Annotated in this window: 31 protein-coding genes and 1 tRNA gene; 28 read left to right on the forward strand and 4 right to left on the reverse strand. The window is 44.1% G+C overall.

Annotated elements, in window-relative coordinates:
* Positions 1–10 precede the first annotated feature (10 nt).
* Both NST94_RS05710 and NST94_RS05715 read left to right on the forward strand, forming a co-directional pair.
* Positions 11–376, forward strand: coding sequence for a helix-turn-helix domain-containing protein (locus tag NST94_RS05710; protein ID WP_036681672.1), 366 nt, complete (start codon positions 11–13; stop codon positions 374–376).
* 88 nt (positions 377–464) lie between these two features.
* Positions 465–547: transfer RNA gene (locus NST94_RS05715), tRNA-Leu, on the forward strand.
* A gap of 67 nt (positions 548–614) precedes the next feature.
* Here NST94_RS05715 and NST94_RS05720 read toward each other — a convergent pair.
* Entirely contained in the window at positions 615–1,124 is a 510-nt protein-coding gene (locus tag NST94_RS05720) for a GyrI-like domain-containing protein (protein WP_339281768.1), read from the reverse strand.
* A 169-nt stretch (positions 1,125–1,293) separates the two neighbouring features.
* A complete protein-coding gene (locus NST94_RS05725; RefSeq protein ID WP_038569095.1) occupies positions 1,294–1,773 on the reverse strand; it encodes a glutathione peroxidase in 480 nt (159 codons plus the stop codon).
* A 180-nt stretch (positions 1,774–1,953) separates the two neighbouring features.
* On the opposite strand from NST94_RS05725, the gene NST94_RS05730 reads away from it, so the two are divergent.
* The 15 genes from NST94_RS05730 (at position 1,954) to NST94_RS05800 (ending at position 15,361) form a co-directional block, all read left to right on the forward strand.
* The gene (locus tag NST94_RS05730; protein WP_036681676.1) at positions 1,954–2,376 is read left to right on the forward strand and encodes an organic hydroperoxide resistance protein; all 423 of its coding nucleotides are present in this window, start codon (positions 1,954–1,956) and stop codon (positions 2,374–2,376) included.
* 190 nt (positions 2,377–2,566) lie between these two features.
* Positions 2,567–2,845, forward strand: a complete 279-nt coding sequence (locus tag NST94_RS05735) for a hypothetical protein (protein ID WP_036681678.1) — start codon at positions 2,567–2,569, stop codon at positions 2,843–2,845.
* Positions 2,846–2,939: 94 nt separating this feature from the next.
* A complete protein-coding gene (locus NST94_RS05740) occupies positions 2,940–3,359 on the forward strand; it encodes a thiol-disulfide oxidoreductase DCC family protein (protein WP_076099055.1) in 420 nt (139 codons plus the stop codon).
* 112 nt (positions 3,360–3,471) lie between these two features.
* Positions 3,472–4,344, forward strand: coding sequence for a copper amine oxidase N-terminal domain-containing protein (locus NST94_RS05745; protein WP_339281769.1), 873 nt, complete (start codon positions 3,472–3,474; stop codon positions 4,342–4,344).
* A 35-nt stretch (positions 4,345–4,379) separates the two neighbouring features.
* The gene (locus NST94_RS05750) at positions 4,380–4,814 is read left to right on the forward strand and encodes a DUF6526 family protein (protein WP_076099053.1); all 435 of its coding nucleotides are present in this window, start codon (positions 4,380–4,382) and stop codon (positions 4,812–4,814) included.
* Positions 4,815–4,999: 185 nt separating this feature from the next.
* Positions 5,000–6,163 carry a hypothetical protein gene (locus NST94_RS05755; protein WP_076302270.1) on the forward strand — a complete coding sequence of 388 codons (1,164 nt, stop codon included), beginning with the start codon at positions 5,000–5,002 and terminating at the stop codon, positions 6,161–6,163.
* Positions 6,156–7,388 (forward strand): CpaF family protein, encoded by a 1,233-nt coding sequence (locus NST94_RS05760; protein WP_076099051.1) that lies wholly within the window; start codon positions 6,156–6,158, stop codon positions 7,386–7,388. The genes NST94_RS05755 and NST94_RS05760 overlap by 8 nt, the downstream gene beginning before the upstream one ends.
* Before the next feature lie 30 nt (positions 7,389–7,418).
* Positions 7,419–8,222: a type II secretion system F family protein gene (locus NST94_RS05765; protein WP_076302220.1), complete on the forward strand. Its 804-nt coding sequence runs from the start codon at positions 7,419–7,421 to the stop codon at positions 8,220–8,222.
* A gap of 13 nt (positions 8,223–8,235) precedes the next feature.
* The gene (locus NST94_RS05770) at positions 8,236–9,108 is read left to right on the forward strand and encodes a type II secretion system F family protein (protein WP_172628783.1); all 873 of its coding nucleotides are present in this window, start codon (positions 8,236–8,238) and stop codon (positions 9,106–9,108) included.
* A 13-nt stretch (positions 9,109–9,121) separates the two neighbouring features.
* A complete protein-coding gene (locus tag NST94_RS05775) occupies positions 9,122–9,310 on the forward strand; it encodes a Flp1 family type IVb pilin (RefSeq protein ID WP_036681690.1) in 189 nt (62 codons plus the stop codon).
* Positions 9,307–9,978, forward strand: a complete 672-nt coding sequence (locus NST94_RS05780; RefSeq protein ID WP_076302219.1) for a TadE family protein — start codon at positions 9,307–9,309, stop codon at positions 9,976–9,978. Before NST94_RS05775 ends, NST94_RS05780 begins: the two co-directional genes overlap by 4 nt.
* Positions 9,979–10,005: 27 nt before the next feature.
* Complete coding sequence (locus tag NST94_RS05785) at positions 10,006–12,234, forward strand: hypothetical protein (protein WP_076302218.1); 2,229 nt, start codon at positions 10,006–10,008, stop codon at positions 12,232–12,234.
* 18 nt (positions 12,235–12,252) lie between these two features.
* Positions 12,253–13,233 (forward strand): TadE/TadG family type IV pilus assembly protein, encoded by a 981-nt coding sequence (locus tag NST94_RS05790; RefSeq protein ID WP_076185813.1) that lies wholly within the window; start codon positions 12,253–12,255, stop codon positions 13,231–13,233.
* A gap of 25 nt (positions 13,234–13,258) precedes the next feature.
* Positions 13,259–13,768, forward strand: a complete 510-nt coding sequence (locus NST94_RS05795; RefSeq protein ID WP_076185811.1) for a prepilin peptidase — start codon at positions 13,259–13,261, stop codon at positions 13,766–13,768.
* An 18-nt stretch (positions 13,769–13,786) separates the two neighbouring features.
* On the forward strand, positions 13,787–15,361 hold the full coding sequence (locus NST94_RS05800; RefSeq protein WP_076185808.1) for a DUF6382 domain-containing protein: 1,575 nt from the start codon (positions 13,787–13,789) through the stop codon (positions 15,359–15,361).
* Between the two features lie 27 nt (positions 15,362–15,388).
* Here the strand turns inward: NST94_RS05800 and NST94_RS05805 are convergent, their stop codons facing one another.
* A complete protein-coding gene (locus NST94_RS05805) occupies positions 15,389–16,300 on the reverse strand; it encodes a TIGR01777 family oxidoreductase (protein ID WP_076147970.1) in 912 nt (303 codons plus the stop codon).
* 39 nt (positions 16,301–16,339) lie between these two features.
* Positions 16,340–16,801, reverse strand: coding sequence for a DUF2621 domain-containing protein (locus tag NST94_RS05810; protein ID WP_036681700.1), 462 nt, complete (start codon positions 16,799–16,801; stop codon positions 16,340–16,342).
* Positions 16,802–16,973: 172 nt separating this feature from the next.
* Between NST94_RS05810 and NST94_RS05815 the strand changes: the two genes are divergently transcribed.
* The 11 genes from NST94_RS05815 to NST94_RS05865 all read left to right on the forward strand — a co-directional run bounded on the left by NST94_RS05815 (position 16,974) and on the right by NST94_RS05865 (position 25,765).
* Positions 16,974–18,083 (forward strand): deoxyribonuclease IV, encoded by a 1,110-nt coding sequence (locus NST94_RS05815; protein ID WP_076206523.1) that lies wholly within the window; start codon positions 16,974–16,976, stop codon positions 18,081–18,083.
* Positions 18,084–18,148: 65 nt separating this feature from the next.
* Positions 18,149–19,048 carry a formyltetrahydrofolate deformylase gene (gene purU / locus NST94_RS05820; RefSeq protein WP_076219715.1) on the forward strand — a complete coding sequence of 300 codons (900 nt, stop codon included), beginning with the start codon at positions 18,149–18,151 and terminating at the stop codon, positions 19,046–19,048.
* A gap of 175 nt (positions 19,049–19,223) precedes the next feature.
* Positions 19,224–19,973 carry an SAF domain-containing protein gene (locus tag NST94_RS05825; protein WP_076277691.1) on the forward strand — a complete coding sequence of 250 codons (750 nt, stop codon included), beginning with the start codon at positions 19,224–19,226 and terminating at the stop codon, positions 19,971–19,973.
* A 12-nt stretch (positions 19,974–19,985) separates the two neighbouring features.
* Positions 19,986–21,050, forward strand: coding sequence for a hypothetical protein (locus NST94_RS05830; protein ID WP_076302217.1), 1,065 nt, complete (start codon positions 19,986–19,988; stop codon positions 21,048–21,050).
* Positions 21,047–22,492 carry an ATPase, T2SS/T4P/T4SS family gene (locus tag NST94_RS05835; RefSeq protein ID WP_076302216.1) on the forward strand — a complete coding sequence of 482 codons (1,446 nt, stop codon included), beginning with the start codon at positions 21,047–21,049 and terminating at the stop codon, positions 22,490–22,492. The genes NST94_RS05830 and NST94_RS05835 overlap by 4 nt, the downstream gene beginning before the upstream one ends.
* A gap of 12 nt (positions 22,493–22,504) precedes the next feature.
* Positions 22,505–23,554 carry a hypothetical protein gene (locus NST94_RS05840; RefSeq protein WP_076128188.1) on the forward strand — a complete coding sequence of 350 codons (1,050 nt, stop codon included), beginning with the start codon at positions 22,505–22,507 and terminating at the stop codon, positions 23,552–23,554.
* An 11-nt stretch (positions 23,555–23,565) separates the two neighbouring features.
* Positions 23,566–24,435: a hypothetical protein gene (locus tag NST94_RS05845; RefSeq protein ID WP_076194733.1), complete on the forward strand. Its 870-nt coding sequence runs from the start codon at positions 23,566–23,568 to the stop codon at positions 24,433–24,435.
* 57 nt (positions 24,436–24,492) lie between these two features.
* Positions 24,493–24,702, forward strand: a complete 210-nt coding sequence (locus tag NST94_RS05850) for a hypothetical protein (RefSeq protein WP_076128184.1) — start codon at positions 24,493–24,495, stop codon at positions 24,700–24,702.
* Between the two features lie 5 nt (positions 24,703–24,707).
* Positions 24,708–24,851 carry a hypothetical protein gene (locus NST94_RS05855; protein ID WP_162636675.1) on the forward strand — a complete coding sequence of 48 codons (144 nt, stop codon included), beginning with the start codon at positions 24,708–24,710 and terminating at the stop codon, positions 24,849–24,851.
* 15 nt (positions 24,852–24,866) lie between these two features.
* Positions 24,867–25,247, forward strand: a complete 381-nt coding sequence (locus tag NST94_RS05860; RefSeq protein WP_076142343.1) for a hypothetical protein — start codon at positions 24,867–24,869, stop codon at positions 25,245–25,247.
* Between the two features lie 20 nt (positions 25,248–25,267).
* Positions 25,268–25,765, forward strand: a complete 498-nt coding sequence (locus tag NST94_RS05865) for a hypothetical protein (RefSeq protein ID WP_076282021.1) — start codon at positions 25,268–25,270, stop codon at positions 25,763–25,765.
* Positions 25,766–25,773 lie beyond the last annotated feature (8 nt).

The following is a 25,773-nucleotide window of genomic DNA, read 5'->3' on the forward strand; positions in this document are numbered from 1 at the left end:
CGATTCACCGATGCAGACCATATACGAACGTATAGAATACCTGATTAAGCAGAAAGGTTTGACCAAAAAATCATTCTGTGAGCAGTTAAATATCAGCACAGGTAATATGGGAGATTGGAAGCGGGGGAAGACTACTCCAGGAACACATAAGCTGATTGAGATCGGTGATTTTTTTCATGTTAGTCTGGACTGGCTCATTCTCGGCAAAGATACACCGGATACTGTACGAGAGAGCGGCGTAGACTATGATTTGAGTGATGTTCAGCTATCGGAAAGCCGAGTAGATGAATTACTTCCAGCAGAAAAGAATTTTATCAAGGAATATATAGCTTTTGCTGAATATCGTAAACAGAAAATGGTCGACGAAGAATCTTAAAATCTGCATCTTTACTTTTGAGAAAAGTACATTTATAATAATGAATGTTGACCTCAAACAAATTTATGTTCTATGTTTAACACACCGCGCGGTAGTGGTGGAATGGCAGACACGCTATCTTGAGGGGGTAGTGGGTGTATACCCGTGGAGGTTCGAGTCCTCTCTACCGCATACAGAATGAAGAAAGAGGCCTTGCGATGCAAGGCTTCTTTTTTTGTTCAATCCTCAATCACACAACCTACTTCTTTACAAGCGGCACGCATAGATTGGCTTCGAATCCTTCATCATCCGGACCGGACTTTTCCGTGTATTGGATGTAAAAGACTCCATCAGGGTTGAACTTATAACCGGAATCCGGCAGCCATTCATTATATATATAATTCCAGGTATGTTGAAAAGCCAACTGAGGGAATCCGTTAGCAGTAAATATAGCATAGGTAGACGCAGGAAGTTTCTTATGAACAAGGCCTTCAGGGATACAATCTAACTGCTCGACTTCAACACAAAGGAAAAAATCAATATCCCATGCGGTATGCTCCCACAGTTTAGGCACGGATGTACGGTTCTGAAATAGACCGAGATAACAACCGCTGCTTTGAACTTTTGTGTGTATAGTATCAAATTTTGTATCAATATCCAGCTCGCCAAAAACATATTCCCAAAGATTCGCGTATGGCTCCCCGGATGAGTTTACATTTGCCCAGCCAATAACATTTAGTTCGGGTATATCAAGCAGTTGAACAGTCACCGATTGTCCCTCCCAGCAAAAATATTTCAACAATATTATAAAATATTCCAAGAGATTAAAGGGTGCTGATATATAGCGATATTATGACGTTCTTTCTAGTTAAAAAGGATACTTTACCGCATAACAACAGGGGGCTGTGTGATGTGGTGAGTATCCTTTTTCTAATGAATTATTTTAAAAGCTTGGAGATATCGGATTCGATCTGCTGTGGAGTGGTTTTAGGAGCAAACCGTTTTAGAACACGGCCATCTTGGTCAACCAGAAACTTCGTAAAGTTCCATTTCACGCTTTTTGAGCCTAAGACACCAGGGGCTTCTTTGGATAAGTATTTGAATAATGGATGTGCTTCATCGCCTTTTACGTCAATCTTCTCGAACATAGGGAAGGTTACCCCATAATTAATCTCGCAGTATTCCGCAATTTCATCACTTTCGCCAGGCTCTTGTCCAGCAAATTGATTGCTTGGAAATCCTAAAACTTCGAACCCGCGGTCCTTGAATTTCTCGTACACTTCCTGAAGACCTTTATACTGGGGAGTAAATCCACATTTGCTGGCAGTATTCACAACCAGGAGTACTTTACCCTTGTACTTTGACAATGATTCCTCTTCACCCTTAAGAGTGTTGACCTCAAAATCATAAATACTCATGGATGACACCTCCATAGCTAATTTAAGTTTTTAACAATTTAATTGTACACTATTTATGGTCTGGAGCCAAATAAGAAAGTATTATGAATCATTCCTCATCATCGTTTCAAATCATACCTGTTGTTTAAAGTATAAAGTATGAGCATGACCAATACAGCTTGATGAAGGAGAAGATGACTCATGAAAGCATTATACACAGCAACTACAACAGTCCATGGCGGTCGTGAAGGCTCCATTGAATCCTCGGATGGCGTGTTAAAGCATAATCTAAGCATGCCTAAAGAGCTTGGAGGGCCGGGAGGTTCCGGTACCAATCCAGAGCAACTATTCTCGGCTGGTTATGGAGCGTGTTACGAGAGTGCACTAGCGAATATCGCCCGTAAAGAGGGCGTGAAACTCCATGACGTGGAGGTAACTTGTAATGTGTCCATTGGGAAGGATGACAGCGATGGAGGCTTTAGACTTGCTGTGAGAATGGATGTGAAGCTGCCAGGGATTGAACACGACAAAGCAGAGGAACTGGCGAAGAAGGCTCACGAATTCTGTCCTTACTCCAAAGCAACCAGAGGTAATATCGAGGTTGAATTAAAGATTGTCGATTAAATGTATCTGTATATATTTTATGGAAATAATGGCTAAATAGAGACGTAAATCATAAAAGAGTAATAAATAGCTGCCGTGTTAGGCGTCTTTGGTTGACATCACCCTTAAAATTCTTTAATATGTCTAAGTATCTGAGAATGTGCCTGCGTGTGCAATTTACAACCAAAAATTTAAATAATGGGTGATGAAGATGTCTTACAGACCGAATATTACGAATGTGACCAAAGCCAGCAGCAACGATAAGGAAGGATTGTACGAGTTCATTATCAAGCTTGCTGATGGAACGGAGTGCCGCGCGTTTTATCATCGGTTTCCGGAATGGAAAATGACGAACATCAGCCGCCTGCTTAAAACTCCATGTCCAATTTGCCGCAAAGATTTCATCTGCAAATGCATGGAGGCATTCACTGCTGATTTCGAAGGGCAAATGATCGGGGATCAATGGATTGAGAAAGCAATCGCAGAATAATTAAAGAACGGCACTTGATGGCGCGGGAGGTTATCCCGCGTTTTTGTTTACCCAAAAAAGCAGAAATTTACGCCTTTAAGACGGAGGGGGAGCCATGAACGAGGAACTGAACCTTATGAAAGATAAGTCTATCGTGTTGATAGACGGAGTGTGTCATCTTTGCCAGGGGGTAGTTCGTTTCATTATCCCGCGTGACCCCGACGCTAAATTTCTATTCGCACCATTACAGAATGAGATTGCGGCAAAGCTAATGAAAGAGTCCGGACTTCAGCCTGGACAATTAAACACAGTGATTTTACTGGAGAACGGAGTGTATTATACAGAGTCGGCCGCTGTGCTAAGAATTGCCCGTAAATTGAGATTTCCTTGGCCTGCCGCATACGTGTTCATCTTAGTACCACGCCCATTGCGCAATGCCCTTTATCGGTATGTAGCCAAGAACCGCTATCGTTGGTTCGGACGTGATGAGCAGTGTATGCTCCCTACCCCAGAGATCAAACGGAGATTTTTGTAATCCATAATTTGGGAGAATGTTATAATGAAACTATAAATGGGTATAGTTTTTTCATATTATGACTAGGGGTGAACGAATAGTGAAACGGAAAGGGCTTCTGTTTTTTATAGTCATGTTGTTATCTTTAAGTATGATCGGTACGGTCTCAGCTGCCCCCAAGCTTCGCATTATGGTGAACAATTCAAGTGTGGATGTTGGTGTGCAAATCGTGTCGGGGAAGACGCTGGTTCCGCTGAAGGCTTTTGAAAGATTCAAGAATACTTCTATTCAATGGGATGCCAATACCAAGCAAGCTACGATTGCTAGAGATTCTATGAAGATTAAGCTTGCGGTTGGCTCACGGACGGCTTGGAAGAACTCGGATGCTGTACAACTGGATGTATCGGCCAAAATAGTGGATGGAAGAGTAGCGGTACCCCTGCGGTTTATCGCGGAGGCTCTTGGAGCGAGAGTAACAGTAGATGCTGCTACGAATACAGTCTGGGTTCAGGAACGGGCCAATGCTAAACTTGTGCAGAATTATAATAGTAATGACTTAGTTGTTTCCCGCATAGCTGCTTTGCAATTCCCGGTTGAAGAAAGAGAACCCTCCAACTTGACGGGTGATAATGAAGCATTGTCTATGACGTATTATTTTCCTGAAGGCAGATCTGATGATTATTTTATATTGTATGGACATTTCGTAAAGTATTATGAGATCAAGGATAATATTGTAAAATTAGTTTGGGAAGCTGATCTGGATATGTCCAAGGAGGCTACAAATAAAGATTTTACCGCGATATTCGGTTACCCAGTTGCGAAGGAATATGGTAAAGCACCTGTTCTAGCTCCATCCTATGCCTCTTTTTATACGAGTGTTTGGGGAAGTCAGATTATTTATGGAATGGTTAATGCGGATGGAACTACTAAAGTTTCAGGACAGTCTCTGTACTGGGGGAATAATGAACCTTTTGTCGTAGCTATTCCCGGAGAGACTAAGCTTTAAGCAATATACAAGTCATATAAATATGGAGATGAATTATGAACAAGGGGAAGCCTAAAGGTTTTATGCGTTTTGATTGGCCTTATCATTTTGTAACTATGCCGCTAGCGCTGATTATATTTGTGTGGTCGGGAATTTATGTCGTTCAGGTGTTACGTGATGATGGTGCTTTAACAGTGCCCTTGCTATTATTTGGTTTATCTCTATGCCTGTTATTTGCGATTACTCGAATTCGAATTTATGCCACAAAAAATCAGGATCGAGTAGTGAGGGTGGAGGAGCAGTTCCGGTATTTCCGATTGACAGGCGAAGCATTAAATCCAAAGCTTGAATTAGCTCAGATTATTGCACTTCGGTATGCAGGAGATGAAGAGTTTCCGGCACTATGTCAGCGGGCGGTGAAGGAAAAGCTTAGTCCTGCCGATATCCGGTCTGCCATCAAGAATTGGCGTGAAGATACGATGAGAGTCTAAAAACCACTTGATGTGCGAAAAAACTTATTGCTGCCTTCTTATATATATGCTACTATAGCTGTAAATTAAAGGGATAGTAACGGAAGCACCGTTCAATGTACCGTATCCACGGTTATTGTCGGTGCTTTTTTGCTGTCTTTTTTTTGACAATATTTATAAATTTCTTGCGAAAGGAGAGAGGTTTTATGGCGGCAAGGATTGTACTCGCAGTGCGTGAAAGCCAATATATCGAACCATTGCTACACTATCTTCATCATAGTGAGTATGGAGAAATGCTGCGAATCACGGCTTTTAGTCGGCTGGATGCTTTTATCGATTTTATGAGGGGAGAGGATATGCCGGATGCTGTTGTAGGTGACGCTACTTTTATCGAGGCTTGGCTTGTGGAGGGAAGAACTAAGGTGCCTTGGGCAGTTTTGAGTGAGGAGGGAGCTTATCTTAGCAGGAGTTCTAAAAGCCTGGCTGGAGGCATCATGATTGCGAAATATCAGGCACTGCCTTCTCTGCTGGGAGCATTTATTCAACTATGTGAAGTGAAACGAGCTAGAGGTTCCTCTGTATTAGATGAAACGCTGCTGCTCGGTATCGTCTCCTCAAGCGGGAACACGGGCAAAACCACAGTAGCTATGAATATGGCTAAGCAGCTAGGTGAATTGGGGCTTTCGGTCTTTTATTTGAATCTTGAAAGTGTGGACAGCAGTGGATTATTTTTACGGCCCCCTGCAGGAAATACGCCTGGACTAGAGCGGCTCCTTTATGAAATCAAAGCCAGCCGGGATAAGGGCGGAGCCGATACGATTGATTTGGGGCAATACGTGATTAGGTATGATCACCTTCGAAGTGCTGCTTTTAGGCCAATTATTAATGTAAAAGAAATGCTGCAGATGACTACGCAGGATACGCTAGATTTGTTGGCGCTGTTGGTTGCGGAAAGAAATTTTGACGTAGTTATAATAGATACCGGCAGTATTGAAGAAGAACGTGCCAAAGCTGTGTTACATAAATGCGGAATTCTATTGTGGGTAGTTAGAAATGACGAGGTAAGCATTCATAAGACCATGAGATGGCTATCCCATTGCAATGCTCCTAATTCTGGTATGCCCAGCCAAGTGATGGACAAAAGTAGATTTGCCGTGAATTTTGCCGCAGAGGGTTTAGAGGTGTGGGCACCTCCGGAAGGAATTACCGTTGAAGGTGTACTTCCGTATATCCCATCTTGGACGCTGCAGCACCGTGAGGAGCTTTTTCTGAACTCACCACAATTCCAAAAGGAGATCTTACAGCTGTGCAAGCAGATTATAGAACCGTCGCTTCCGCAAGTATTCACTGGTAAGGGTTTACATGAATGAGGAAATGTTTAAGGCACTTCGCAGTGACATCCGGGCAGGATTAGATGTTACTTCTGCAGTTGGAAATCGTGAACTCACCCAATATATTGAAAGGACAATTTTGGACAGCGAAAATCTGCGTTATTTAACAGCACAGGAGAAACATGAGCTCGTGAAGAGATTGTTCGATTCTTTTCGAGGATTGGATGTACTCCAGCCCTTAGTGGATAATCCGGCGATCACTGAGATTATGATTAACAGCCATACTGAGATTTTTGTAGAAGAGGAGGGGCAGATTCGTCGTCTCCATTTGGAATTTGAGTCCAGCAGCAGGTTGGAGGATATTATCCAAACGGTTGTATCCGGTGTGAACCGGGTTGTAAATGATTCTTCTCCTATCGTTGACGCTCGGCTAAAAGACGGATCGCGTGTAAATATCGTGCTTCCGCCAGTAGCTCTGAAAGGCCCGGCGATGACCATTCGGAAATTTCCTGAAACACCGATGACGATGCAGGATTTAGTCCGTCGTGAAGCCTTAAGCTTGGAAGCCGCAGAGTTGCTGCAAATTTTAGTGGCTGCTAAATACAATATTTTTATTAGTGGCGGGACAGGCTCTGGAAAGACTACTTTTCTTAATGCATTATCTCAGTATATCCCCCCACAGGAGAGGGTCATTACGATAGAGGATTCCGCTGAACTGCAGATTGTAACCGTGCCGAACCTTGTTTCACTGGAGACCAGGAATGCTAACACGGAAGGTAGAGGGGAGATTTCCATCCGAGATTTGATTCGTTCTTCTCTGCGAATGCGCCCTAACCGGATTGTTGTGGGGGAGGTACGGGGAGCGGAATGTCTCGATATGCTGCAGGCTATGAACACCGGGCACGATGGAAGCTTGTCTTCCGGCCATAGTAACAGCGCACACGATATGGTCAGTCGACTGGAGACGATGGTGCTAAGTGCTGCGGAGCTTCCGGTAGCTGTTGTTCGCCAGCAAATTTCATCGGCAATTGATATCTTCGTACACTTATCACGTCTCCGTGATCGTTCCAGGCGGGTGATGGAGATCAGTGAGGTTGCGGGGTTGAAAGACGGGGAAGTGATCTTGAATCCCTTATATGAATTTCAAGAAGCTGGTGAACGAGAGGGAAGGGTGCAAGGGGGGCTGCTTCCCTGTGGTAACCCATTGTTGCATACAACGAAGCTTAGGATGGCTGGTGTAAACTCCTATCCATTGGCTCAATAGAGATTCAAAATTCCAGAAGGGGGGGAGGTCATGATTAAGTTTAAATTTGTTGCTGCAAAGCCTGTAGAAGCGGATCCTGACGGTCCTTCGTTATTACCAGATTATAAGGTATACGAATTGACCTTGCTGCAGAGGATTCTGACCCTTACTGCAGGTGGACTGCTGATGTATGGAATTGGATATCTTTTTTATCATCATTGGCTGCTGTCGTTGCTGCTTATGCCTGGCGGAGCTTATGCCCCGCATATGCTGCGTAACTATCTACTGAAAAGACGTCGAAATGCACTGAATTTACAATTTAAGCAGACATTATTTTCGCTGTCTTCCTCCCTTTCAGCTGGGCGTTCGGTGGAGAATGCATTCCGAGAGGCGGTTCAGGATTTACGTATGCTCGACCCGGAGGGAAGCAGTGATATGATCTCCGAGTTAAACATTATCTGTGCACGCATGGAATATGGACAGCCTGTGGAAGAAGCGCTGCGGAACTTTAGTGAAAGAGCGGGAATGGAGGACATCGAGCGATTCGCGGATGTGTTCTCGGTCTGTAAGCGTACTGGTGGTGATCTTGTAGAAGTGGTGCGCCGTACATCAACGATTATCGGTGAGAAGCTGGATATTCAGCAGGATATTGCTGTAAGTATTGCTCAGAAGAAATTTGAGGCTAAGGCACTGCTTATAGCTCCGCTGATCATGGTGATGTTTATGAGTTTGACGGCTGGAGAATATATGGAGCCAATGTATACAGGAGCGGGTATAGCCATATCGACATTAGCGCTTGTTGCTTTATTCCTATGTTATCTCTGGACTACTAAAATAATGGACATTCCACTGTGAAGGGGGTGAAATCATGCGCTGGCTATGTGCGGTGGTTACTGTTATTTTGCTGATAGTCTGGGTTCTACTGCGAATTCAATGCGGCAACAGATATGTCGCGTTACGCAGTCTTCCTATGGAAGGATTACGGCTTCGGAAGCTAGGCGAACCGTTATTACTGCTTATTGAGAAGAGTGGTATCGCCAGTCGGTTTCCCTCACTGTTATTCAGAATTCAGCGTTCTCTACAGCGCAGTTATGGTATGCGTTATAGCGCAGAGCGGACCCTGCTGTTCATGGGTGAGATGCTAAGTTACAGCTGGCTGTTGCTTGTAGGTGGAAGCTTGATTACAGCATTTAGTGGCGAACAGGCAGGTATGATATTGGGTGTGTTTTTGGCAATTGCTCTACCAACCGCTATGGTTAGTGATCTGCACAAAAAGGTGAGAGTTAGGGAGCAGAATATTATGCTCGAATTGCCAGAGCTGCTGAACAGTATTGTGTTGTTGGTTGGCGCAGGAGAGACCGTGCAACGAGCTATTATTCGCTGTGTGGAAAGCCACCGGGGGGATACGAATCATCCTCTGTATAAGGAGCTAATGACTATGACTAGTGAATGGGAGGGCGGATATTCTTTCCAGCAGGCGTTTGAAAATTTCAGCAAGAGATGCGCTGTACAGGAGGTATCGGTATTCACAACGACAGTTTTGCTGAATTATCGCAGAGGTGGAGCGGATTTTGTGCTATCGCTACGTGATCTGTCGCGGATGTTGTGGGATAAACGAAAGGCTCTTAGCCGGACGCGCGGAGAGCAAGCATCCTCTAAATTAGTTTTTCCGATGGTAGTTATCTTTTTAATAGTAATTGTACTGGTGGGAACGCCAGCATTTTTGATGTTAAAAATGTAGGAGGCTGAAGCTGATGGTATCAACAATGTTGGACAGTATGAAGAACTTTTGGGAAGACGAGGAAGGTTTAGGAACTTTGGAGATGATTTTGATTATTGCTGTCTTGATTGCAGTTGTTCTTTTGTTTAAGGACAAAATTCAAGAGGTAGTAGAAGCCTTAATTAAAACGGCGGGTGAAAAGAGTCAGGAAGTATTCGATTGAACAAGTTTAAGGGTGATCAAGGCAGTTTTACTATTGAAGCGTCACTTCTGTTGCCGATCGTCATGTTTATTACGATGCTTCTTTTGTTTTTTTGCTTGTATAGCTATCAGAAGTCCATGCTGTTGCAAGTGGCCTCAGGAGCTACTGAGCGGGCGGCTTACAACTGGGACAACAGTCACAAGGAGGTCTCTGGTTCTTACATGGCTGGTGAGTATGACTCCCTTTATTGGAGAATTGGGGATGATGCCTTGTTAGCCTCATTATTTGGTGGAGAAGCTGGCAGTGCTGGCGTGACAATAGAGTTGCCCGGTGAAGTATCAGGGAAGAGTGATTTGCCAGTGCTTAAACTGGGCCATTCGTCTACTATGATTCCGGACAATATGCCAGGAACTATGCGTTATGCTCACAGCCTTACAGGACGGAGAGTAAAGGCCGAGTTAAATCGTCTACTGAGCTTGCCTGTGCTTGATAGCGTTCTATCGGATGAGGCTAACCCAACTGTTGAAGCCCAGTCTATCATTGTCGAGCCTGTTGAGTTTATTCGTACGGTCGACCTGATGCGTTATTTTGGAGCTAAATTTAAAGGGGGCTCTGAGGGTAGTGGATCTGCAGTTTACATGGATAAGAAGGATGCTTCTGCTATGCTGACCAAGCTTCAGGATAAGTAAAATCTCTGTTCAAGGGAGGGGGTTTTAATGAAAAGTATAATTACGGGTTGTCCTGCTAAGGGCAAAACAGAAGGCTCAGTTACAATTTTTCTAATCATGGTGCTGGCTTTCGTCTTTCTATTTACTGCTGTGCTGATTGATTATGCGCGAATCGCTGCGTTCAACGTTCAGGAGGAACGATTAGCGAGAGCCAGTATCCGCTCTGTTATGTCTTCATATCATGTTGAATTGCGTGAGAGATACGGTTTATTTGCATTCGGTGATAGTGATGGTGATATGCTGCTGTCCAAAGTGCTCAATGAAAATTTGCATAAAAGTGGGCGGGGGGATACGTTCAATCTCTTACCCTTTGCACTGGAATCCTCCTCTTTGGAATGGAGCCGGCCGCTGGGAAGTTATGATGTTTTTCGTCATCAAATACTGGAAGAGATGAAATATAAGGCTCCGGTTGATTTCGCCTTGGAGCTGGCAGGTAAATTCAAGCCGCTGTCGGGCGTAATGGCAGAGGCCTCAAGAGCTACTGAATTACTTAGTAAGCTGCAACCTTTATATGATGAACGTGAAGAGAATTTGGATCTAATGTTAGAGCGGAGAAGCCAAGCGGCGGAGAGTGGAAGAAGAGTACTGCTATGGATTATGAATCCGCCCGGAGACTCTATCTCGGCCCATTCGCTTGGAAGCATGCAAGCAGCCGCGGATATACCAGCACAGTATAATGACTATCTTGGCAAATATTACGAAGATCTATATCGTGATAGTAAAAAGCCTGCAAAGTACACTTATCAGTTGGCACTTTATCAGAGCCGAACTTCAGAGATGTTGTCGCGGCTCCCATCCTTATTAACAACCTTTCATGAAGAACATGGACAATCAATGGAGGAAGCGAAGGATGCGTTAAACAAAGCGCAGCAATTGAATGACCGGATGAGAGATGTTTTGGCAGCTTCCCGAATAAGTGGCGTAAATCTGGTAGACGATCCTGCTAAGGACTGGGATATTCCGGGAAACTCGGGGGAAATAAGCGCTGAGCCGCTTAAAAAGCTGCATGAACAGGAAGATGCCTTGATCCTCTCTTCGGCTGACATTAGTAGTATGGATAATAGTTTATTTATGCAGCAAAGTGTGTACGAGTCCATTGAACCGACGGTAACAGGATTATCAGGAGTGTTGCATGAAGCTTTGGGAGTCAACGGCGATTCCTACCAAATGATTTCCTCTGTTCTAGGGGCTTCGCATGTAGTGGACAACTATTATAAAAAATACGGTAAGAAGGGAAGTGTTATAGCTAGTGATTTGGCTTTTCTTGAAGAGCATCGCAGCTCGGATAAAGCACGTAAGCAAGTAGAGTGGGAAGCCAAATCCAAGCTGGGCGAGGTTAGAGCACTGCTGGACAAAATTAGAATGCTAGGTAGCGGAGCGGCAGCTTCGATGGAACGTTATCAAATCCTTCATCAATTTTTTGAGGACAATGTTTCATTTAACAACGGATTGGAGTCTCAATCCTCTGATAAATCTGAAGTATCCTCAGATCCCTATGCTGCTGGAAGCTCGGCGATGAAGGATATTGACGGGATTTATGAAGCAATGAGTGGCATTATGGGGGGCGCTAGAGACAGGCTTTTTCAAACGGAGTATTCCGCGCTTTATTTTCAGCATTTTGATGTTTCAAAGTTAGCTAGTCTGGCACTGAATTCTCTGGAAGACACTAGTGAGCTCACAGATCAGCTTGATCCTCGCGCTCAGGAGCTGGAATACATTTTATACGGATTTCATAATCCCGCAGGGAATGTGGCTGCAGCCTATGCCGAAATATTCGCGATGAGGTTGTCCATTCGCACGATGGAAGGTTTTATAGAGAAGGCAACCTTGGGAAATCCACTGGCTGTTCTAGCGGCGGCACTGTTGTATGGAATCCAGCATGCCATTCAGGATATGTTGCAGCTTTGTGAGAAGGATGCCATTCCTTTATCCAAATATATGCCGGCGCAGCTGACTTACCGTGATCATCTGCGACTGTTCATGATAATGCATGGAGGCGGGGAAGTGCAGCTATCGCGGATGCTGGCTCTGATTCAACTGAACACAGGAATAAATCCAGAGGAAAGAAACACCTATGTATCATCGGACATTAAGCTCCAAATGCAGTTATGGTTTCTGCCAGGTGTAGTTAAAATGTTGAATTATACTGCTGCTTTTCCGGGAGAGGTACAAGGGAATAAGTATCTGAGGGCAGTAAAAACTGATTATTCTTATTAGCGGGAGGTCGGTAAGGAGATGGAGGATGGGTATGGAATCAGAGGGAAGGACAAGGAAGAAGGTAGCATGGTAGTAGAAGCGGCGATGGTTCTTCCGTTCTTCCTGCTATTCGTCCTGTTCCTGATTTCTATCGTACAGATGACCTTGTATTCGACAGCTTTGCAAAGTACAGCATCAGACACTGTAAAGTCTATTTCAACTCATATGTATCCTGCGGCTTTGGCGGTGCAGAAATGGGGAACATCCAGCGAAGTAAGTGATGATTCAGGAGGGGATGACAGTGATCATTCTGCTGGCCTGAATTGGACTCTTCCTCGCTTGTCACTTACTGATTGGGGCGATAGTTATGCTGAGTCTTTACCCAAGCCGTTAAATGAGTGGGTTATGTCGGCTTTAGAAAGTGGTGAGGGACCGTTGCAGAAGCTTCAGGCAGAGACCAGTGAAAGTGTACTCGATCTTGCGATCAAACCTTTATTGAAACCATACCTGACATCAGATTTACTGGATTATGAGCGAATTCATGTATCTAATGTTATGGTGCCGGAGCTAAAAGAAGGTACTCGTCCCTACCTTGGGCTAGTGGTTAGTTATAAGCTGCCGATGAAAGTCCCTTTTCTAAACCAAAGTATTGTTTTAGAAGCAAGTGCTGTTGAACGTCTCTGGATCGGGGATACGGGAGAAGGCACAGCCAAGGAGGGGAACGGTACTGGCCAACCAGAAGAATTCATTGAAATCTTAGAAAAGCCGAACCCGGCTGTAGCGAATAAGCAAGGCAAGGTTCGTGCCAGAATACCGCCAAATGCTTCTGCCAGCTTGTCCGTCTTTTATAAGAGCGGGGGCAGTACTGCCAAATATTTAGGTTGGAAACAAGCGGATGCAGATGGATATATCGAGTGGGAATGGAAAATTGGTGTAAATACCACACCGGGCTCGTGGCCGTTTGTTATACAACTGGATGACGGTAGATCTGTTGAGGTTATGTTTACAGTAGTGAAATGAAAGGGTGAAAAAAGGAGTGTAATGAATGGCAGAGTGGGCATTTTGGGGATGTCTACCGTTTTTAGCAGCGGCACTGATTACAGATTTGAAGTCGATGAGAATACCAAACTGGATCACCTTGTCAGGCTTGCTCACCGGTCTGCTTGCACAAGGGGTGATCAATAGCTGGCATGGACTGCTGAGGGCTTTCGGGGGAGCTGCTGTAGGATTTACAGTCCTTCTGATCATGCATTTATTAGGGGCGGTTGGCGCGGGGGATGTTAAGCTTTTTGCTGGAATCGGAGCGTGGACAGGGATGTTGTTTACGCTGCAAGTCGTCATGTACTCCGTACTATTTGGTGCTTTAATAGGCTGGTTAATTGTTTTAAAGAGACGGGAGGCGGTCAGTCGTTCGCGTAAGATCATCAGCAGAATTTCTGGATTTATTTTATGGAAGAGCCCGTTTCTATTAAAAAATAACGATAGTGAACTGTTGAAATTTCCCTTCATGCTGGCAGTAATTCCTGGTTCCATATGCGCTTATCTATACTTTTAGTTCGGGAGGTGATGTTTGTTGTTCGGATTAACCCGTGATTTTATACAACAGGATGGTATATATATGATCCTTGGTGAACCCGAAGGAATACCTGCGGAGAAGCTTAATTTGATTCAGGCACGCATGCTGATGAACACCGACATTCCTCATCATTTGAGGCTGTTACTTAGAGAAATAGATTTGAAGGTTACTATGGAATACGCTGTTTTACGTAAAAAAATGCTTAGTCATCTACTCAAAGGAGAGAAGCTAAGTATGAACTCGTTTTTCGGGTTATTGCTGCAAATTGCCCAAGGCATGGAAGATGGCAGGTTATATATGCTGCGGGCGGAACAGTATGCTTTGCATGCAGATTACATTTTTATTGAAGGGTCGTTACAGAGCGGTAAAGTATACCTGACCTACATACCCATTCAGGAGAATAAGTCTGGTTCAAAGCTTGGAGAGTCACTCAAGTCACTAATCATGGTGTTAATGGCATCTATCACAGAGCTTACTGGCAGTGGTGTGCAAAGACTATTGCAATATTGCAGTGAAGAGGGATTTACTCCAGCTGGCTTAAAGATTCTTTTATCAGAGTTGCTGACAGAAAGAGAGCCCGTTACACCTGAAAGACAGCTTCATGAAGGCGTAAAAGAATATCTAGTGAAAGAGGCAGCAGCTCCACCATTAAGAAAAATATATGAGCATCGCGAGGATAAGGGATTGGAGCAGCCGACTGCTACTCCTTGGATCAGCAGCTATCCTAATCTTAAGATAAAAGAGGAGGAGAGCCTGTCTCTAAGCTTGGAGGATGAACAGGTAACGAATCCGCAAGCCTCAAGCTCAAGAACCTATATAGTGCTAGGGTGTCTATTAGGCGATGCACTCCTGTGGAAGTTTCTATATTTGGATAGTCCAAAGCCGTTATGGCTTGCCGTCTGTGGAGTTGTGACGATTGTATTGGCTGTTTTAAGCTGGATGGTTTGGAGCGGAAGGCTAAAGGTTGGTAAAGAAGATGAGGATTGTCTGAGTGAGGATTCTGAAGATACTAACTGTAATCCGAGTCGGAAAGAATTGGAGTGGAATTTTGGCAGGAACCCTGTGGCTTCTACGCGTCCTCCAACATCAATTCCAAAGATAACTCCGCAATCCTCAGATTCAGCAGCTAACGTTCCGGCAACCCGTCATGAATCACTAGCAGAGGAACATTGTTCTGTTAAAGCACCAGAAGCCATAGCACCAACAACTTTATTATCACGGGAGAAAATGCCTGAGCAAGGACGACAAATCGAAAAGCTGGATCAGAGTATTCCTTATCTTCAAAGAAGCGGTGAGGAGGGTGAAGAGGCGGAAATGATCGAGTTAAATCGAACTAGCTTCATTATCGGCCGATCGGCAGAGGTCGCTCAATATGTGGAAAGATCAGAAGGAGCTTCTAGAGTACACGCTGAGATATCTAGAAGCACCAGCGGATATATTCTCAAGGATCTTGACTCCAGAAATGGAACGCTTTTTCAAGGTGAAGCCATGATCCCGTATAAAGAGTATCCACTAACAGAGGGGACCACATTTAAAATTATAAAAGGAAGCTACACATTCCATATAGTATGAAGGTGAGTTCCAACGATGAATGTGGCTCTACAATTTTTGTTTTTTCAAATCTTCTAAAGCGACTTGAAGTGTAGGGAAGGTAAAGTCAAAGCCATGATTTAATGCCGCTGCGGGCAGGACGCGCTGACCTTTGAGTAAGATTTCGGATAATTCTCCGACTGCTGTTTTTAACAGGAAGGCTGGCAAAGGGAACCAGTGCGGCCGTTTGTAGACTTTGCCAATCGTCCTGCCGAACTCTTCGTTCGTTACCGGATGTGGAGCAGTCGCATTAACAGGTCCGTTAATCGTGGGATTTTGCGTACAGAAATCAATTAGACGGACGATATCCGTCAGATGAATCCAAGAGACCCACTGCTTTCCGGAGCCAATGTTACCGCCAAAACCTAATAAATAAGGCAGCTTCATTTTGGGGAATGCTCCGCTCTCATTGCCGAGCACAACTCCGGTACGCAGCTTGACCACGCGGATACCATGGTAAGTTTCATCTGAAGCCTCTTCCCATGTCTTAACTACTTCTGAAGGGAAATCCATGACCTGGGCTGGTGAGGACTCACTAAAAGTATCCTCTAAAGAGGTACCGTAAATCGCCACGGCGGAAGCCTGAATGATTACGGAGGGCTTTTGCTTCATTTGATCTACTAATTTAGCTGCTGCGGAAACGGTTGCAAGTCGGGACTGCATAATCGCTTTTTTGCCACTTGGACTCCAGCGCTGGCTAAGGGAAGCTCCGGCGAGATTAATTAGGGCAGCTGCATTTTCCACTGGAGCGGGATTAGAACTTAGACTGTCCCAGGTGTGGTAACTCAGCTTAGGATGAATTGTTGTTGCGTCTTTTGGTAAATTCCGACCTACAATAGCAACTTCATTACCTGCTTGCAGCCAGTATTTTGCTAGTTCGCTACCTATAAAACCGGTGCCGCCACATATCACATATTTCAAAGGAGGGCCTCCGTTCTAAATCGTACAATTCATTAAAAATTACTTAAACAAATGCTGGTAAGCAGAGTAATCGATTTTATTCTTTTCGAGAAAATTGACAAGAAAACGGTTATCGCGCCGCGGTGTGGCAACTATGTAACCTTTAATGCAGTGATCGCGAGTAACTTCTTTTGCATTACTCTCGACGGCGATTTTTCCGATCTCGGCAGCAATAGAATGCTTCGCAATATCACGAAATGGACCAGGTACAGGCTGAACAAGCTGGTCCAAAAAGGCTTTTGTTTCGTCACTCCAGAGCGGGCGGCTACGTTCCACCCAGTAATTTTGCCAGTCTAGCTTTGACTTTCCATCAGCTTTGGGCAGGACCTTTAGGAATTTGCGGAACATAAAAAAACCGCCGATACACATGGAACCAAGCAGCATAAATGTCCAGAAAGCGATAGAGTTCATAAACCAATTGCTCGGTGTGGATAATAAACCAAGTCCTGATTGGATAAACATGCATACACCACCTTTTGGCAATGAGGATTCTCACACGAATTATTCTCATATTAAAGTATAGCTTATTTCCAAAGTTTTGCGAAGCAGAACCCGGCATATTGGCCTCGTCTAGATTTATTTTTCCGATCACGGTAGAATAGGGGTTAATTCGTGAAGGAAAGAGGGAAGAAGTATGCTGAAAATAGGTTCACATGTGTCTTGCTCGGACAAGGGTCTTTTGACCGCAGCAAATGAAGCAAATGAGTATGGTTCCAGCTCGTTTATGATATATACAGGAGCGCCGCAGAATACGCGCCGCAAGCCGATTGATGCCATGTATCCCAACGAAGGGAAGCAAGTTATGAAAGAGAATGGTGTAGAGGAGATTGTTGTCCATGCACCTTACATTATTAATCTCGCTTCCTATAAAGAGAATACGTACCAACTGGCTGTTGATTTTCTGCAAGAGGAAATACGCCGTACCCATGCACTTGAGGTCAAGCATATTGTATTACATCCTGGTGCGTTCACTGATAAAGATGCTGAATATGGTATTCAGCGGATTGCAGATGGCCTGAATGAGGTGCTTGGAGGCACGAATGAAACGGAAGTGCATATCGCTCTAGAAACTATGGCTGGTAAGGGAACAGAGATCGGCCGCAGTTTTGAAGAAATCGCTTCTATTATTGCTAAGGTCGAACATAACGAACGTCTATCGGTCTGTCTTGATACTTGCCACATTCATGATGCTGGTTATGATATCGTTAATGATTTGGACGGTGTTCTCAACAAATTTGATGAGACTATCGGGTTGAACCGTCTTGGTGTAATCCACATTAATGACAGTAAAAATCCATGTGGCGCTCGCAAAGACCGTCACACGCCAATTGGCTCGGGTTGGATTGGGTTTGATACGATTAACAAAATCGTACACCATGAAAAGCTGGAAGGTCTGCCTTTCATTCTGGAGACCCCATGGATTGGTAAAGATGCTAAGACACAACGTCCGATGTATGAGGTGGAGATCGCTTTGCTGCGTGGTAACGTAGCTGAACGCTTTGGACCGGAATTCGTGCAGGATGTTGAAACATTACGTGAATTTTTTGCCAAGCAGGAGATTGATTCCCGTCAATATGTACTTAATGTCTGGGAGCTGCTGAAGAACGATGCCAAAGCTAAAAAAGCTGATCCACGTGAACCACTGGAGCGTCTGTACGATGAAGTTGTCGCTGCCCAGCTGTTCCCGCAACTAAGCGAGGAAGCTATTAATCATCGTTTAATTGCTTGGTTAGCAGGCAAATAAGTGCTCGTGAACGCTTAAGCTATACTTCAGATTGCGTATGTAGATGAGAGGATGGGAAGAGGGTCATGGAATTACACGTAAAAAGAAACAATTCGTCAGGTGTCGAGCATTATTCCAACCGGGCACGTATGCTCATTTCCTGTCCTGACGGACCGGGAATTGTGGCGGCTGTATCACACTTTCTGTATCAGCATGGCGCAAATATTGTGCAGTCGGATCAGTATACGATGGATCCAGATGGTGGAATGTTCTTTATGAGAGTCGAGTTTGACCTACCTGAATTAGGCGATCGTCTGGAAGAGATTCGCTCTCAATTTGGCGGAGTGGCGGAGCGTTTTAAGATGGACTGGAAGATTTTTAATGTTCGTCATAAGAAGAAACTTGCCATATTCGTCTCTAAAGAAGACCATTGTCTTGTTGAACTGCTCTGGCAGTGGCAAGCGGGCGATCTCGATGCCGATATTGCCCTCGTCGTTAGTAACCATTTGGATATGAAATCTTATGTCGAGTCGTTTGGCATTCCATTTCATCATATTCCAGTCACAGCGGATACTAAGGATGAAGCAGAAAAACGCCAGTTAGCGGTCATCGGAGACGATATCGATGTTATTATATTGGCACGGTATATGCAGATTATCTCGCCGTCCTTTATTGAGCATTATCGCCATCAGATTATTAATATTCACCACTCTTTCCTGCCTGCCTTTATTGGTGGCAATCCATACGCCCAAGCGTACCAACGTGGGGTGAAAATTATCGGGGCAACCGCTCACTATGTTACTGAAGAACTAGATGGTGGACCGATTATTGAACAGGATGTGCAGCGGGTAAGCCACAGTGATGATGTTATTGAGCTGAAACGGATTGGGCGTACCATTGAACGTGTTGTTCTGGCTCGTGCGGTGAAATGGCATATCGAGGACCGGATTCTCGTCCATCAGAATAAAACTGTAGTATTTAAATAAAGGTCTTCTCCGGTGAAAGCAACGGTTATGCCCGAGGGCTTTCACCGGAATCCTTTAATTTAATAGTTCACTAAATCTCTATCAGGTAAAAAAGCATTTTACCAGCAGCTTGGCTATTTATGCCAAGGTGCTTTTTGTCGTTCTCAAAAATCATGTAGTTAAGGAGGTGGAAGGTTTGGCGTTACAGCGGGGACGTTTGTTAAAACGTAACTATTTTTTCGCAAGTCTCATTTTGATTACTGGATTCGGGGGATTGCTAGGTTATGATCTCTATTTCAAGCCCTACGTGCTTTCCCAAACCGTGGTTAAAGTTAAGGTGCGAGCTGGGGAATCTCTACCTAAAAATTATGAGCTGAAAGCAAGTGATTTGTATCTGGATTCTGTTCAGACCAAGGATATACCTTCTGGTGTAATTACGGAAATCGCACAAGTGGAGTACAAAATTACGAATGTGAATCTGACTAACGGTAGTATTTTGACAGCATCACTGGTGGATGTAAGTGATTTAGAGCCTTTGCAGGATGAAGGTATATTTCCTATTCCGAAGGAGGCTATTTATGCCATCAATGGTTCGTTGCGAAGCCGGGATAAGGTAGACATTTATCTTGTAGAAGGTGAGCGAGAGAAGCAGCGAGAGGCGCTTGGTTCAAATACAGTTAAAAAAGAAAACGAGGAACAGGTGAAAAAACAAAGCTTGCTTAGCGATCCTGCTAAAGAGATCTTTTTATCTGGAGTTACCGTGAACTATGTGCGAACAGAAGACAATAATGATGTGCAGGATTCTGAGAAAGGCAACAACAATAACCGATTCACTTCTACTGGCAAGGTGGCGACACCAGAATTGAAGCTGAAGAAAAGTGAGGGTCAACGGCTAGGGCAATTTTTGGAGCAGGGCAAAAAACTGTGGATCGTACGGGTAGAGTAGGGGGAGATTGCCTTGAAAATATTTAGTCTGGGCATAGATCAGTTAACGATTAATGATATCAAAAACGCGGGATTTAATGTAGTTACACAAAACGTGTATCCCGATCCGGCGCATACCGAAGGTCATATGTTAATGGTTACTAGTGACCAGGTATCTGTTCAAGCGCTTAGCGAGCTGCGATACAAATATCCAAGCTCTATGATCCTGTATTTATATCTGCAAAAGGGAATTCGCGGCTATCAAGCTGTGCATATGTTGTGTGAAAGCTTAGGTCTATATTTTATTCCTCCTCGTTCTACCTCGTCAGCAGTGATAGAGAAGATTCGTTTTATCCTGGAAGAGGATGGCGAGGAACGGAGCAATTTGGTTGGCTTTTTTGGCTCAGGTCCAGGCATTGGCTGCACGAGTGTGGCGAAGCTGTTCGCAAGACGAATTGCTGCGGCAGGTCTACGTGTTCTTGTACTTGGTTTGGATTTATATGACCCCGGGTATGACCGCAAAGCGACGATCAGTCTAGACAAACTGCGCCCCAAGCTTACAGGGAAGATGATTCATGATGAAGATTTCGAGCAATTGATTAGGCAGGATGGCTATTTGTATCTACCGGGGAATTACGACTACTTGAGTGTCCAGGATTATCTGGAGGAAGAGATCGAATATTTCTTGGCTAGAGCTGGAGCAAATGCGGATATGGTTATTGCTGATTTCGGTTCAATTCCCGAGAGTGCTGCGTGGTATGTCGGTATGCAAAAGTCGTCGTTACGCATGATTGTCACTCATCCTAAACATGAACACAGATTAGAACCTCTATTCGAGCTTGCGGGGCATATAGATCTGCGTCCGCATGATTTCCAGCTGATCATTAACCGCAGTAATGTGGAGGAAATATCTTCGTCCAAAAATATGGCCCTTAGATTTGGCACTGAAATCTTGCTGGAGCTACCGTATTACCAACCCTTGCAGGAAAGCTTGCCTCTAGGCAAAAAAGAGCTACAGCATGTGGATGATAAGGTACATTCTCTATTGGTGTCGATGGGATTAGCGCCAGAGGCCAAAAAGAAAGGGATATTTCTATGATTGAAACTCTCGCGAGTCGTCCACTCTTTTCTCTAAAACAAAGCGTGCTGCGCACTAGCAAACCGGGCAAGGAAGATTTTTATGCTTTTTTACAAAAAATGAAAACCGAGATGAACGAAGGGTTAGAACGTGAGGATGACGCTTACTTCGAGCTAAATGCAAAGGCATTAATTGGCGATCCGCAGGCAGTTAGCTTTTTTATGAATGAGATTGAGAAGTACTTACGAAAAACACCTTTTACTGGAAAGGTTCCAGAAGCGTACCGAACGGCGGCAGAGGCCCTGTATCACGAGTGGAAGGGTTTTGGACCAGCGTATCGTTGGTTTACTGATCGTGCATACAGCGAGTCAACCGGATTACAAATGATTGGGAAGCAAATTTTTTATAACCATAAAGGTGAGTTTATAGCTTACCCGTATGAGATGCCTTCACTGGATCGGGTGGAGCAGCTGAAGCGTTCCTTGCTAAAAAGTGATCCCAATAAAAAGCTGAACAAGGATAATCCTTCGGTGGAGTTCAAAATGGATGATCCGCTTTGGCCAGGTAGATTTATTCGGCTTGCGATTTGGGTATCACCTAGGGTCTGGGAGGGTTTTACTACGATATCACTGCGGCGACAGGTTGTGGAATTTCTGGATTTGGAAGATCAAGCGGGTACGGAATGTATTCCTGCCGAGGCGGTTGAGTTTATTCGGGCGTTATCGTCCACGTTTCGCAATACCATTATTGCGGGTGCTGTAGGGTCAGGAAAAACAACCTTTGCCAATACGATCGTTGGTGAGCAACTGCTTGGCTCTTCCTTCTGTATGGGAGTAGTGATGATTGAGAAACATCCGGAATCCATTTTACCGTATCAAATTAAAGGCCATCGGATTATTCCAATTCAAGCTGCGAATGAGGAACTGATGGAGGTGGGAGTAGAGTCGCTGCGGCATGACCCAAATATTTTGTATATGACAGAGATGCGTTATAACGAGTGGGAATTTTATTTGTGGAGTGGGGAAAAAGGATACGACGGGATTACCGGAACCTTCCACACCGTGGATTCAGAGGACATTCCTTATCAAGGTGCGTTTGCTGTATCCACAAGAATTGGCGGGAGTCTAAAGGGGCATTTGATCTCTGCGCTGAAATCATGCGAGCTGGTGTTTATTTTGGAGAGTGTCCCAAACGGGAAGAAGCGGCTGGCGCGAATATCAGAAATCTTTTACGAAGAGGATAGAAATTCAGTGTTTGCTAATGATCTTATGCGCTGGGAGCCGGAGGAAATGTGTTGGTCTTATAATGACAAGCTGACGAAAAATCTGATGCTGAAAATGACTAAGAAAAATGCGGAGGCTACACAGATTGTCCAGAAAGAGCTGGGACGACTTGCTTCAACAAAACCAATGGATCAGCCGCTTAAAGAAAGCTTGAAATCTAAGATAGTACTTAATGAGTGAGGAGGTACAGCTATGGATTTACTATTTTATATTTTTCGTTTTGTCCTTCATTTATGGATTGTGTGGGGACTGTGGTTACTCACCAAACTGCTCATCGAAAGGCATTTACGGCAGGTAGTCCAGAAATTCGATTTTCGAATTAAACATAAGATGAGTATTTTTGGCAAAAGAGTTAGCTCGGTTAAAAAAAGGCTGTGGCTCTACCGCCATCTGGACAAGCTTCTGTATTTCGTACACCGGAAGTATGAACCGGGTATTAGCGTTATGCGTTTTGTTATGCGTACAGCCATTTTGTTTATTGCGGTTTTCTTATCAGGACTACTGACACTTAGTGAGCTCCCTGGAAGGTTGAGTTTTAACAATCCTTTTTTGGAGGGGATTACTTTTAATGAAGGACAGCCGATTCAGGGGGCGTGGAGATTTCCGCTTTTTATAGCTGTAATATCTGCGACGATTCCTTATTTTCGTATGAGATACATCTATGCACAGCGGAAGGTACATGGAAGCTACGATCTCCTCGATGTAGTCAAAATATCCACTAAATTCACACATTTGTCGGTAGATTCGATCCTTGATCGGACAGCGGATTTTCTTACAGATAAAAATGTACTAAAAAGCCCTCTGAAGCTGCTAGGTGCCGCATTTTCTAATTACAGTAATGAGAAGGAGCTTGTTGAGGAGGCAGGGAGATTCTCCAGCGCGATTGGCACCACCTTCGCTTTAGAGTTTATATCAGATCTGCTCTATGCTGAGAAGGAGGGAACCCGTTATTTAAAAAGCTCGCTAATGCTGTTGAATCGTTCTATGGAGCAGCAGAGAGAGACGATTTTAACTGTAAAAGCAGGAAGCAGAGATGCGATCAGCCTTGGCTTATATGGGAATCTTCTGGTGCTGGTATCTACGGTTGGAACCTTTATGTATATGCTGAAGCCCGATGTCTATTTTCAACTGCAGTTCGAAACTACGGTAGGCCTTTCCTTTTTGATGGTGATCGTCTCCGGTCTTTTTATCTCTTTTGTGATCAGTACTATTCTTGCCAGGCCCAAACTGGATTACCACTAAGGTGATGAACTATGGATAGATTATTGCTACTAATTACAGTGATCGGAATCGTGTATGTCGCATTACTTGTGTTTGTGAGCAGCAGCAGTAAGCAGGAACGATATCTTGTCCGACTGGGCATCCGGTGGAATTCGCTGGGTGAACACGTGCAGAGTGATAGATTTCAGCAATTGTTGAATGAATGCAATTTATCAATTTCGGCTCGAAAAGTTACGCTATTTCGTTATTCAGCGGCAATCATCTATTTATTTAGCCAAGTCGTCAGCGATTTCATCCGATCTGTTCCTTTTTCATTCTATGACCCTCTAATTGCTCTACTTATTCTCGTAATCAGCAGTCCGATGCGTTATCTTCCGCTTGGTTGGGTGTTGGCGTGGCTTCACCAAAAGACGAATATTCAAAAAGATGGCGAGTTGATCTCCTTCATTCGTCTCTATGAGAATAATCGCCTACGTAAGCGCGGATATGTGCAGTTTGGTGCTTTTTGTGGGAGTACAGCGGGACATTTTCAATATATACGTCAGGATTTGTATGAGCTGTCAGAACGGGCAGTAGATGAGGGTGTGGAGGGGGCGATTGAATGGTTTTGTGCCAAATTTCCGGATAACCATCACTTTATTAATGACATCCGGTCCATTTTGCTGGCGACAGAAGGTATGGATGATGACACGGAAGCTGCAAACTATTTGCGTGAACAAGGCAAGATTATCTCCAAAATCTCCAGCGATCAGTATTTAAAAAAATGGTCTTTCATCGGTGATCTATCGACGATTATTAATGTTATTCCATCGATTGCTACTTTTTTGATGATCGTTGCCATGGCGATGCAGTACATTTTGCTAATCAAAGGAAATTTTAATGGAGTCGGCATGTTCCAGTGAAAAATTGTATATTCAACCTTATTTTTAAAACCTAAAATAAAAAGGGAGAAATTAACAATGAAAAAAGACGCTATTTCTACAGGTTTGTTTATCGCTATCGGTTTTTTGTGTGTGGCCATCGTAATTGCCATTTTGATTCCTCTGGTGCGTGACGTGATTAATGCTGCCGATGATAATAGACCGACGATCCCGGGGGTATCTCTAACTCAACCGCTGGATTCCAGCCAGACTGCACTAACTATGTCCATGACTCACGTTTTGGTATAAGTCAGATGAAAAAAGACTCTATTTCCGTCGCTATGTTTTTGGCCATTGGCTTTGTAATTGCGGGGATGTTTGTCACGGTAGCTACGCATATGATCGGCAGCAGTCAGGACGATATCATCTCACATACTAAGCAAGTGGAACAGTATTAGAAGGAGGCGTGTCTAATGAAGGAGACCGTCCTCCGGGCATTGTTCATGTGGCTAGTCCTGTTTATTATCCTGCAGCCTATCTTCTCCTACATAGATTATCTGCTAGATTTACAGGTCAAAGCTAATACGTCCTATATCACACAAAAAGCAGCAACAGAGGGGATGGTTACAGCTTCTATGCGGAATGAAGTAATTTCAAATCTGAAGGCGATTGGATTTTTTGAAGCTTCGATAGAAATTACTAGCAGTACAGACACCGTTCAAGAGCGAAAGCAACGAATTGATGTGTATGTAACCGCGCCGCGGATAAATCTGTTTCCTTATAATTTTTCTACGGTTTCGCAGCCGACTCGATATTATGGGCATGGATCAATTATGAGTGAGTATCTCGATTGACTAAGGGATGAGCGTAATTTATGGATTACATTATTAAGCTGGCATTTGTCCTACTGATCTTTATCTACTCCTGGTTCTTTCAGATCCAGAATCAGGAGTGGGACCAGCTGCGCAGCATGTTAAAAGACGCAAATAATATCGCTGTTCACGATGCCGCACAGGAATTAGATGAGACCGAATTGACTCGTGGTCGTCTGATTATAGATCCTACAGAAGCGTACGATACTTTTCAGCAAACCCTGCAGAACAATCTAGGCCTTGATAGCGGCCTTTTCCCCCAAGGGAGCAATCGTTTTAAGACACAAGTAAAGATTGTGAAATTCGATATTATTGATGATTCCGATGGTGTGACGTTTCCACTTTTATACGAGGATAGCGAATATGGCATAACCAAATACATCGCAGGTCCTTCGGTTATTGCCGTCATTGAGACGGAGCACCCGGTTCTGATCTTCAGATCCAAAACACAACAGCCCATTAGGGTGCCAGCAGTTCAGGAATATAAGTTCAATAAGTAAGAAAAGCC

This window comes from Paenibacillus sp. FSL H8-0282 (assembly GCF_037963825.1).
GTDB lineage: Bacteria > Bacillota > Bacilli > Paenibacillales > Paenibacillaceae > Paenibacillus_AQ > Paenibacillus_AQ odorifer.

What these genes read in the sequence shown, in the direction of transcription:
- NST94_RS05725 (WP_038569095.1), bottom strand. Translation starts at nt 1,773, where the DNA reads ATGAGTATTTATGATTTTGAGGTCAACACTCTTAAGGGTGAAGAGGAA.
- NST94_RS05810 (WP_036681700.1), bottom strand. Translation starts at nt 16,801, where the DNA reads ATGTTTATCCAATCAGGACTTGGTTTATTATCCACACCGAGCAATTGG.
- NST94_RS05760 (WP_076099051.1), top strand. Translation starts at nt 6,156, where the DNA reads ATGAATGAGGAAATGTTTAAGGCACTTCGCAGTGACATCCGGGCAGGA.
- purU (WP_076219715.1), top strand. Translation starts at nt 18,149, where the DNA reads ATGGAATTACACGTAAAAAGAAACAATTCGTCAGGTGTCGAGCATTAT.
- NST94_RS05765 (WP_076302220.1), top strand. Translation starts at nt 7,419, where the DNA reads ATGATTAAGTTTAAATTTGTTGCTGCAAAGCCTGTAGAAGCGGATCCT.
- NST94_RS05845 (WP_076194733.1), top strand. Translation starts at nt 23,566, where the DNA reads ATGGATAGATTATTGCTACTAATTACAGTGATCGGAATCGTGTATGTC.
- NST94_RS05735 (WP_036681678.1), top strand. Translation starts at nt 2,567, where the DNA reads ATGTCTTACAGACCGAATATTACGAATGTGACCAAAGCCAGCAGCAAC.
- NST94_RS05815 (WP_076206523.1), top strand. Translation starts at nt 16,974, where the DNA reads ATGCTGAAAATAGGTTCACATGTGTCTTGCTCGGACAAGGGTCTTTTG.
- NST94_RS05775 (WP_036681690.1), top strand. Translation starts at nt 9,122, where the DNA reads ATGGTATCAACAATGTTGGACAGTATGAAGAACTTTTGGGAAGACGAG.
- NST94_RS05840 (WP_076128188.1), top strand. Translation starts at nt 22,505, where the DNA reads ATGGATTTACTATTTTATATTTTTCGTTTTGTCCTTCATTTATGGATT.
- NST94_RS05710 (WP_036681672.1), top strand. Translation starts at nt 11, where the DNA reads ATGCAGACCATATACGAACGTATAGAATACCTGATTAAGCAGAAAGGT.
- NST94_RS05770 (WP_172628783.1), top strand. Translation starts at nt 8,236, where the DNA reads ATGCGCTGGCTATGTGCGGTGGTTACTGTTATTTTGCTGATAGTCTGG.
- NST94_RS05755 (WP_076302270.1), top strand. Translation starts at nt 5,000, where the DNA reads ATGGCGGCAAGGATTGTACTCGCAGTGCGTGAAAGCCAATATATCGAA.
- NST94_RS05835 (WP_076302216.1), top strand. Translation starts at nt 21,047, where the DNA reads ATGATTGAAACTCTCGCGAGTCGTCCACTCTTTTCTCTAAAACAAAGC.
- NST94_RS05855 (WP_162636675.1), top strand. Translation starts at nt 24,708, where the DNA reads ATGAAAAAAGACTCTATTTCCGTCGCTATGTTTTTGGCCATTGGCTTT.
- NST94_RS05850 (WP_076128184.1), top strand. Translation starts at nt 24,493, where the DNA reads ATGAAAAAAGACGCTATTTCTACAGGTTTGTTTATCGCTATCGGTTTT.
- NST94_RS05865 (WP_076282021.1), top strand. Translation starts at nt 25,268, where the DNA reads ATGGATTACATTATTAAGCTGGCATTTGTCCTACTGATCTTTATCTAC.
- NST94_RS05795 (WP_076185811.1), top strand. Translation starts at nt 13,259, where the DNA reads ATGGCAGAGTGGGCATTTTGGGGATGTCTACCGTTTTTAGCAGCGGCA.
- NST94_RS05750 (WP_076099053.1), top strand. Translation starts at nt 4,380, where the DNA reads ATGAACAAGGGGAAGCCTAAAGGTTTTATGCGTTTTGATTGGCCTTAT.
- NST94_RS05730 (WP_036681676.1), top strand. Translation starts at nt 1,954, where the DNA reads ATGAAAGCATTATACACAGCAACTACAACAGTCCATGGCGGTCGTGAA.
- NST94_RS05745 (WP_339281769.1), top strand. Translation starts at nt 3,472, where the DNA reads ATGTTGTTATCTTTAAGTATGATCGGTACGGTCTCAGCTGCCCCCAAG.
- NST94_RS05785 (WP_076302218.1), top strand. Translation starts at nt 10,006, where the DNA reads ATGAAAAGTATAATTACGGGTTGTCCTGCTAAGGGCAAAACAGAAGGC.
- NST94_RS05790 (WP_076185813.1), top strand. Translation starts at nt 12,253, where the DNA reads ATGGAGGATGGGTATGGAATCAGAGGGAAGGACAAGGAAGAAGGTAGC.
- NST94_RS05860 (WP_076142343.1), top strand. Translation starts at nt 24,867, where the DNA reads ATGAAGGAGACCGTCCTCCGGGCATTGTTCATGTGGCTAGTCCTGTTT.
- NST94_RS05740 (WP_076099055.1), top strand. Translation starts at nt 2,940, where the DNA reads ATGAACGAGGAACTGAACCTTATGAAAGATAAGTCTATCGTGTTGATA.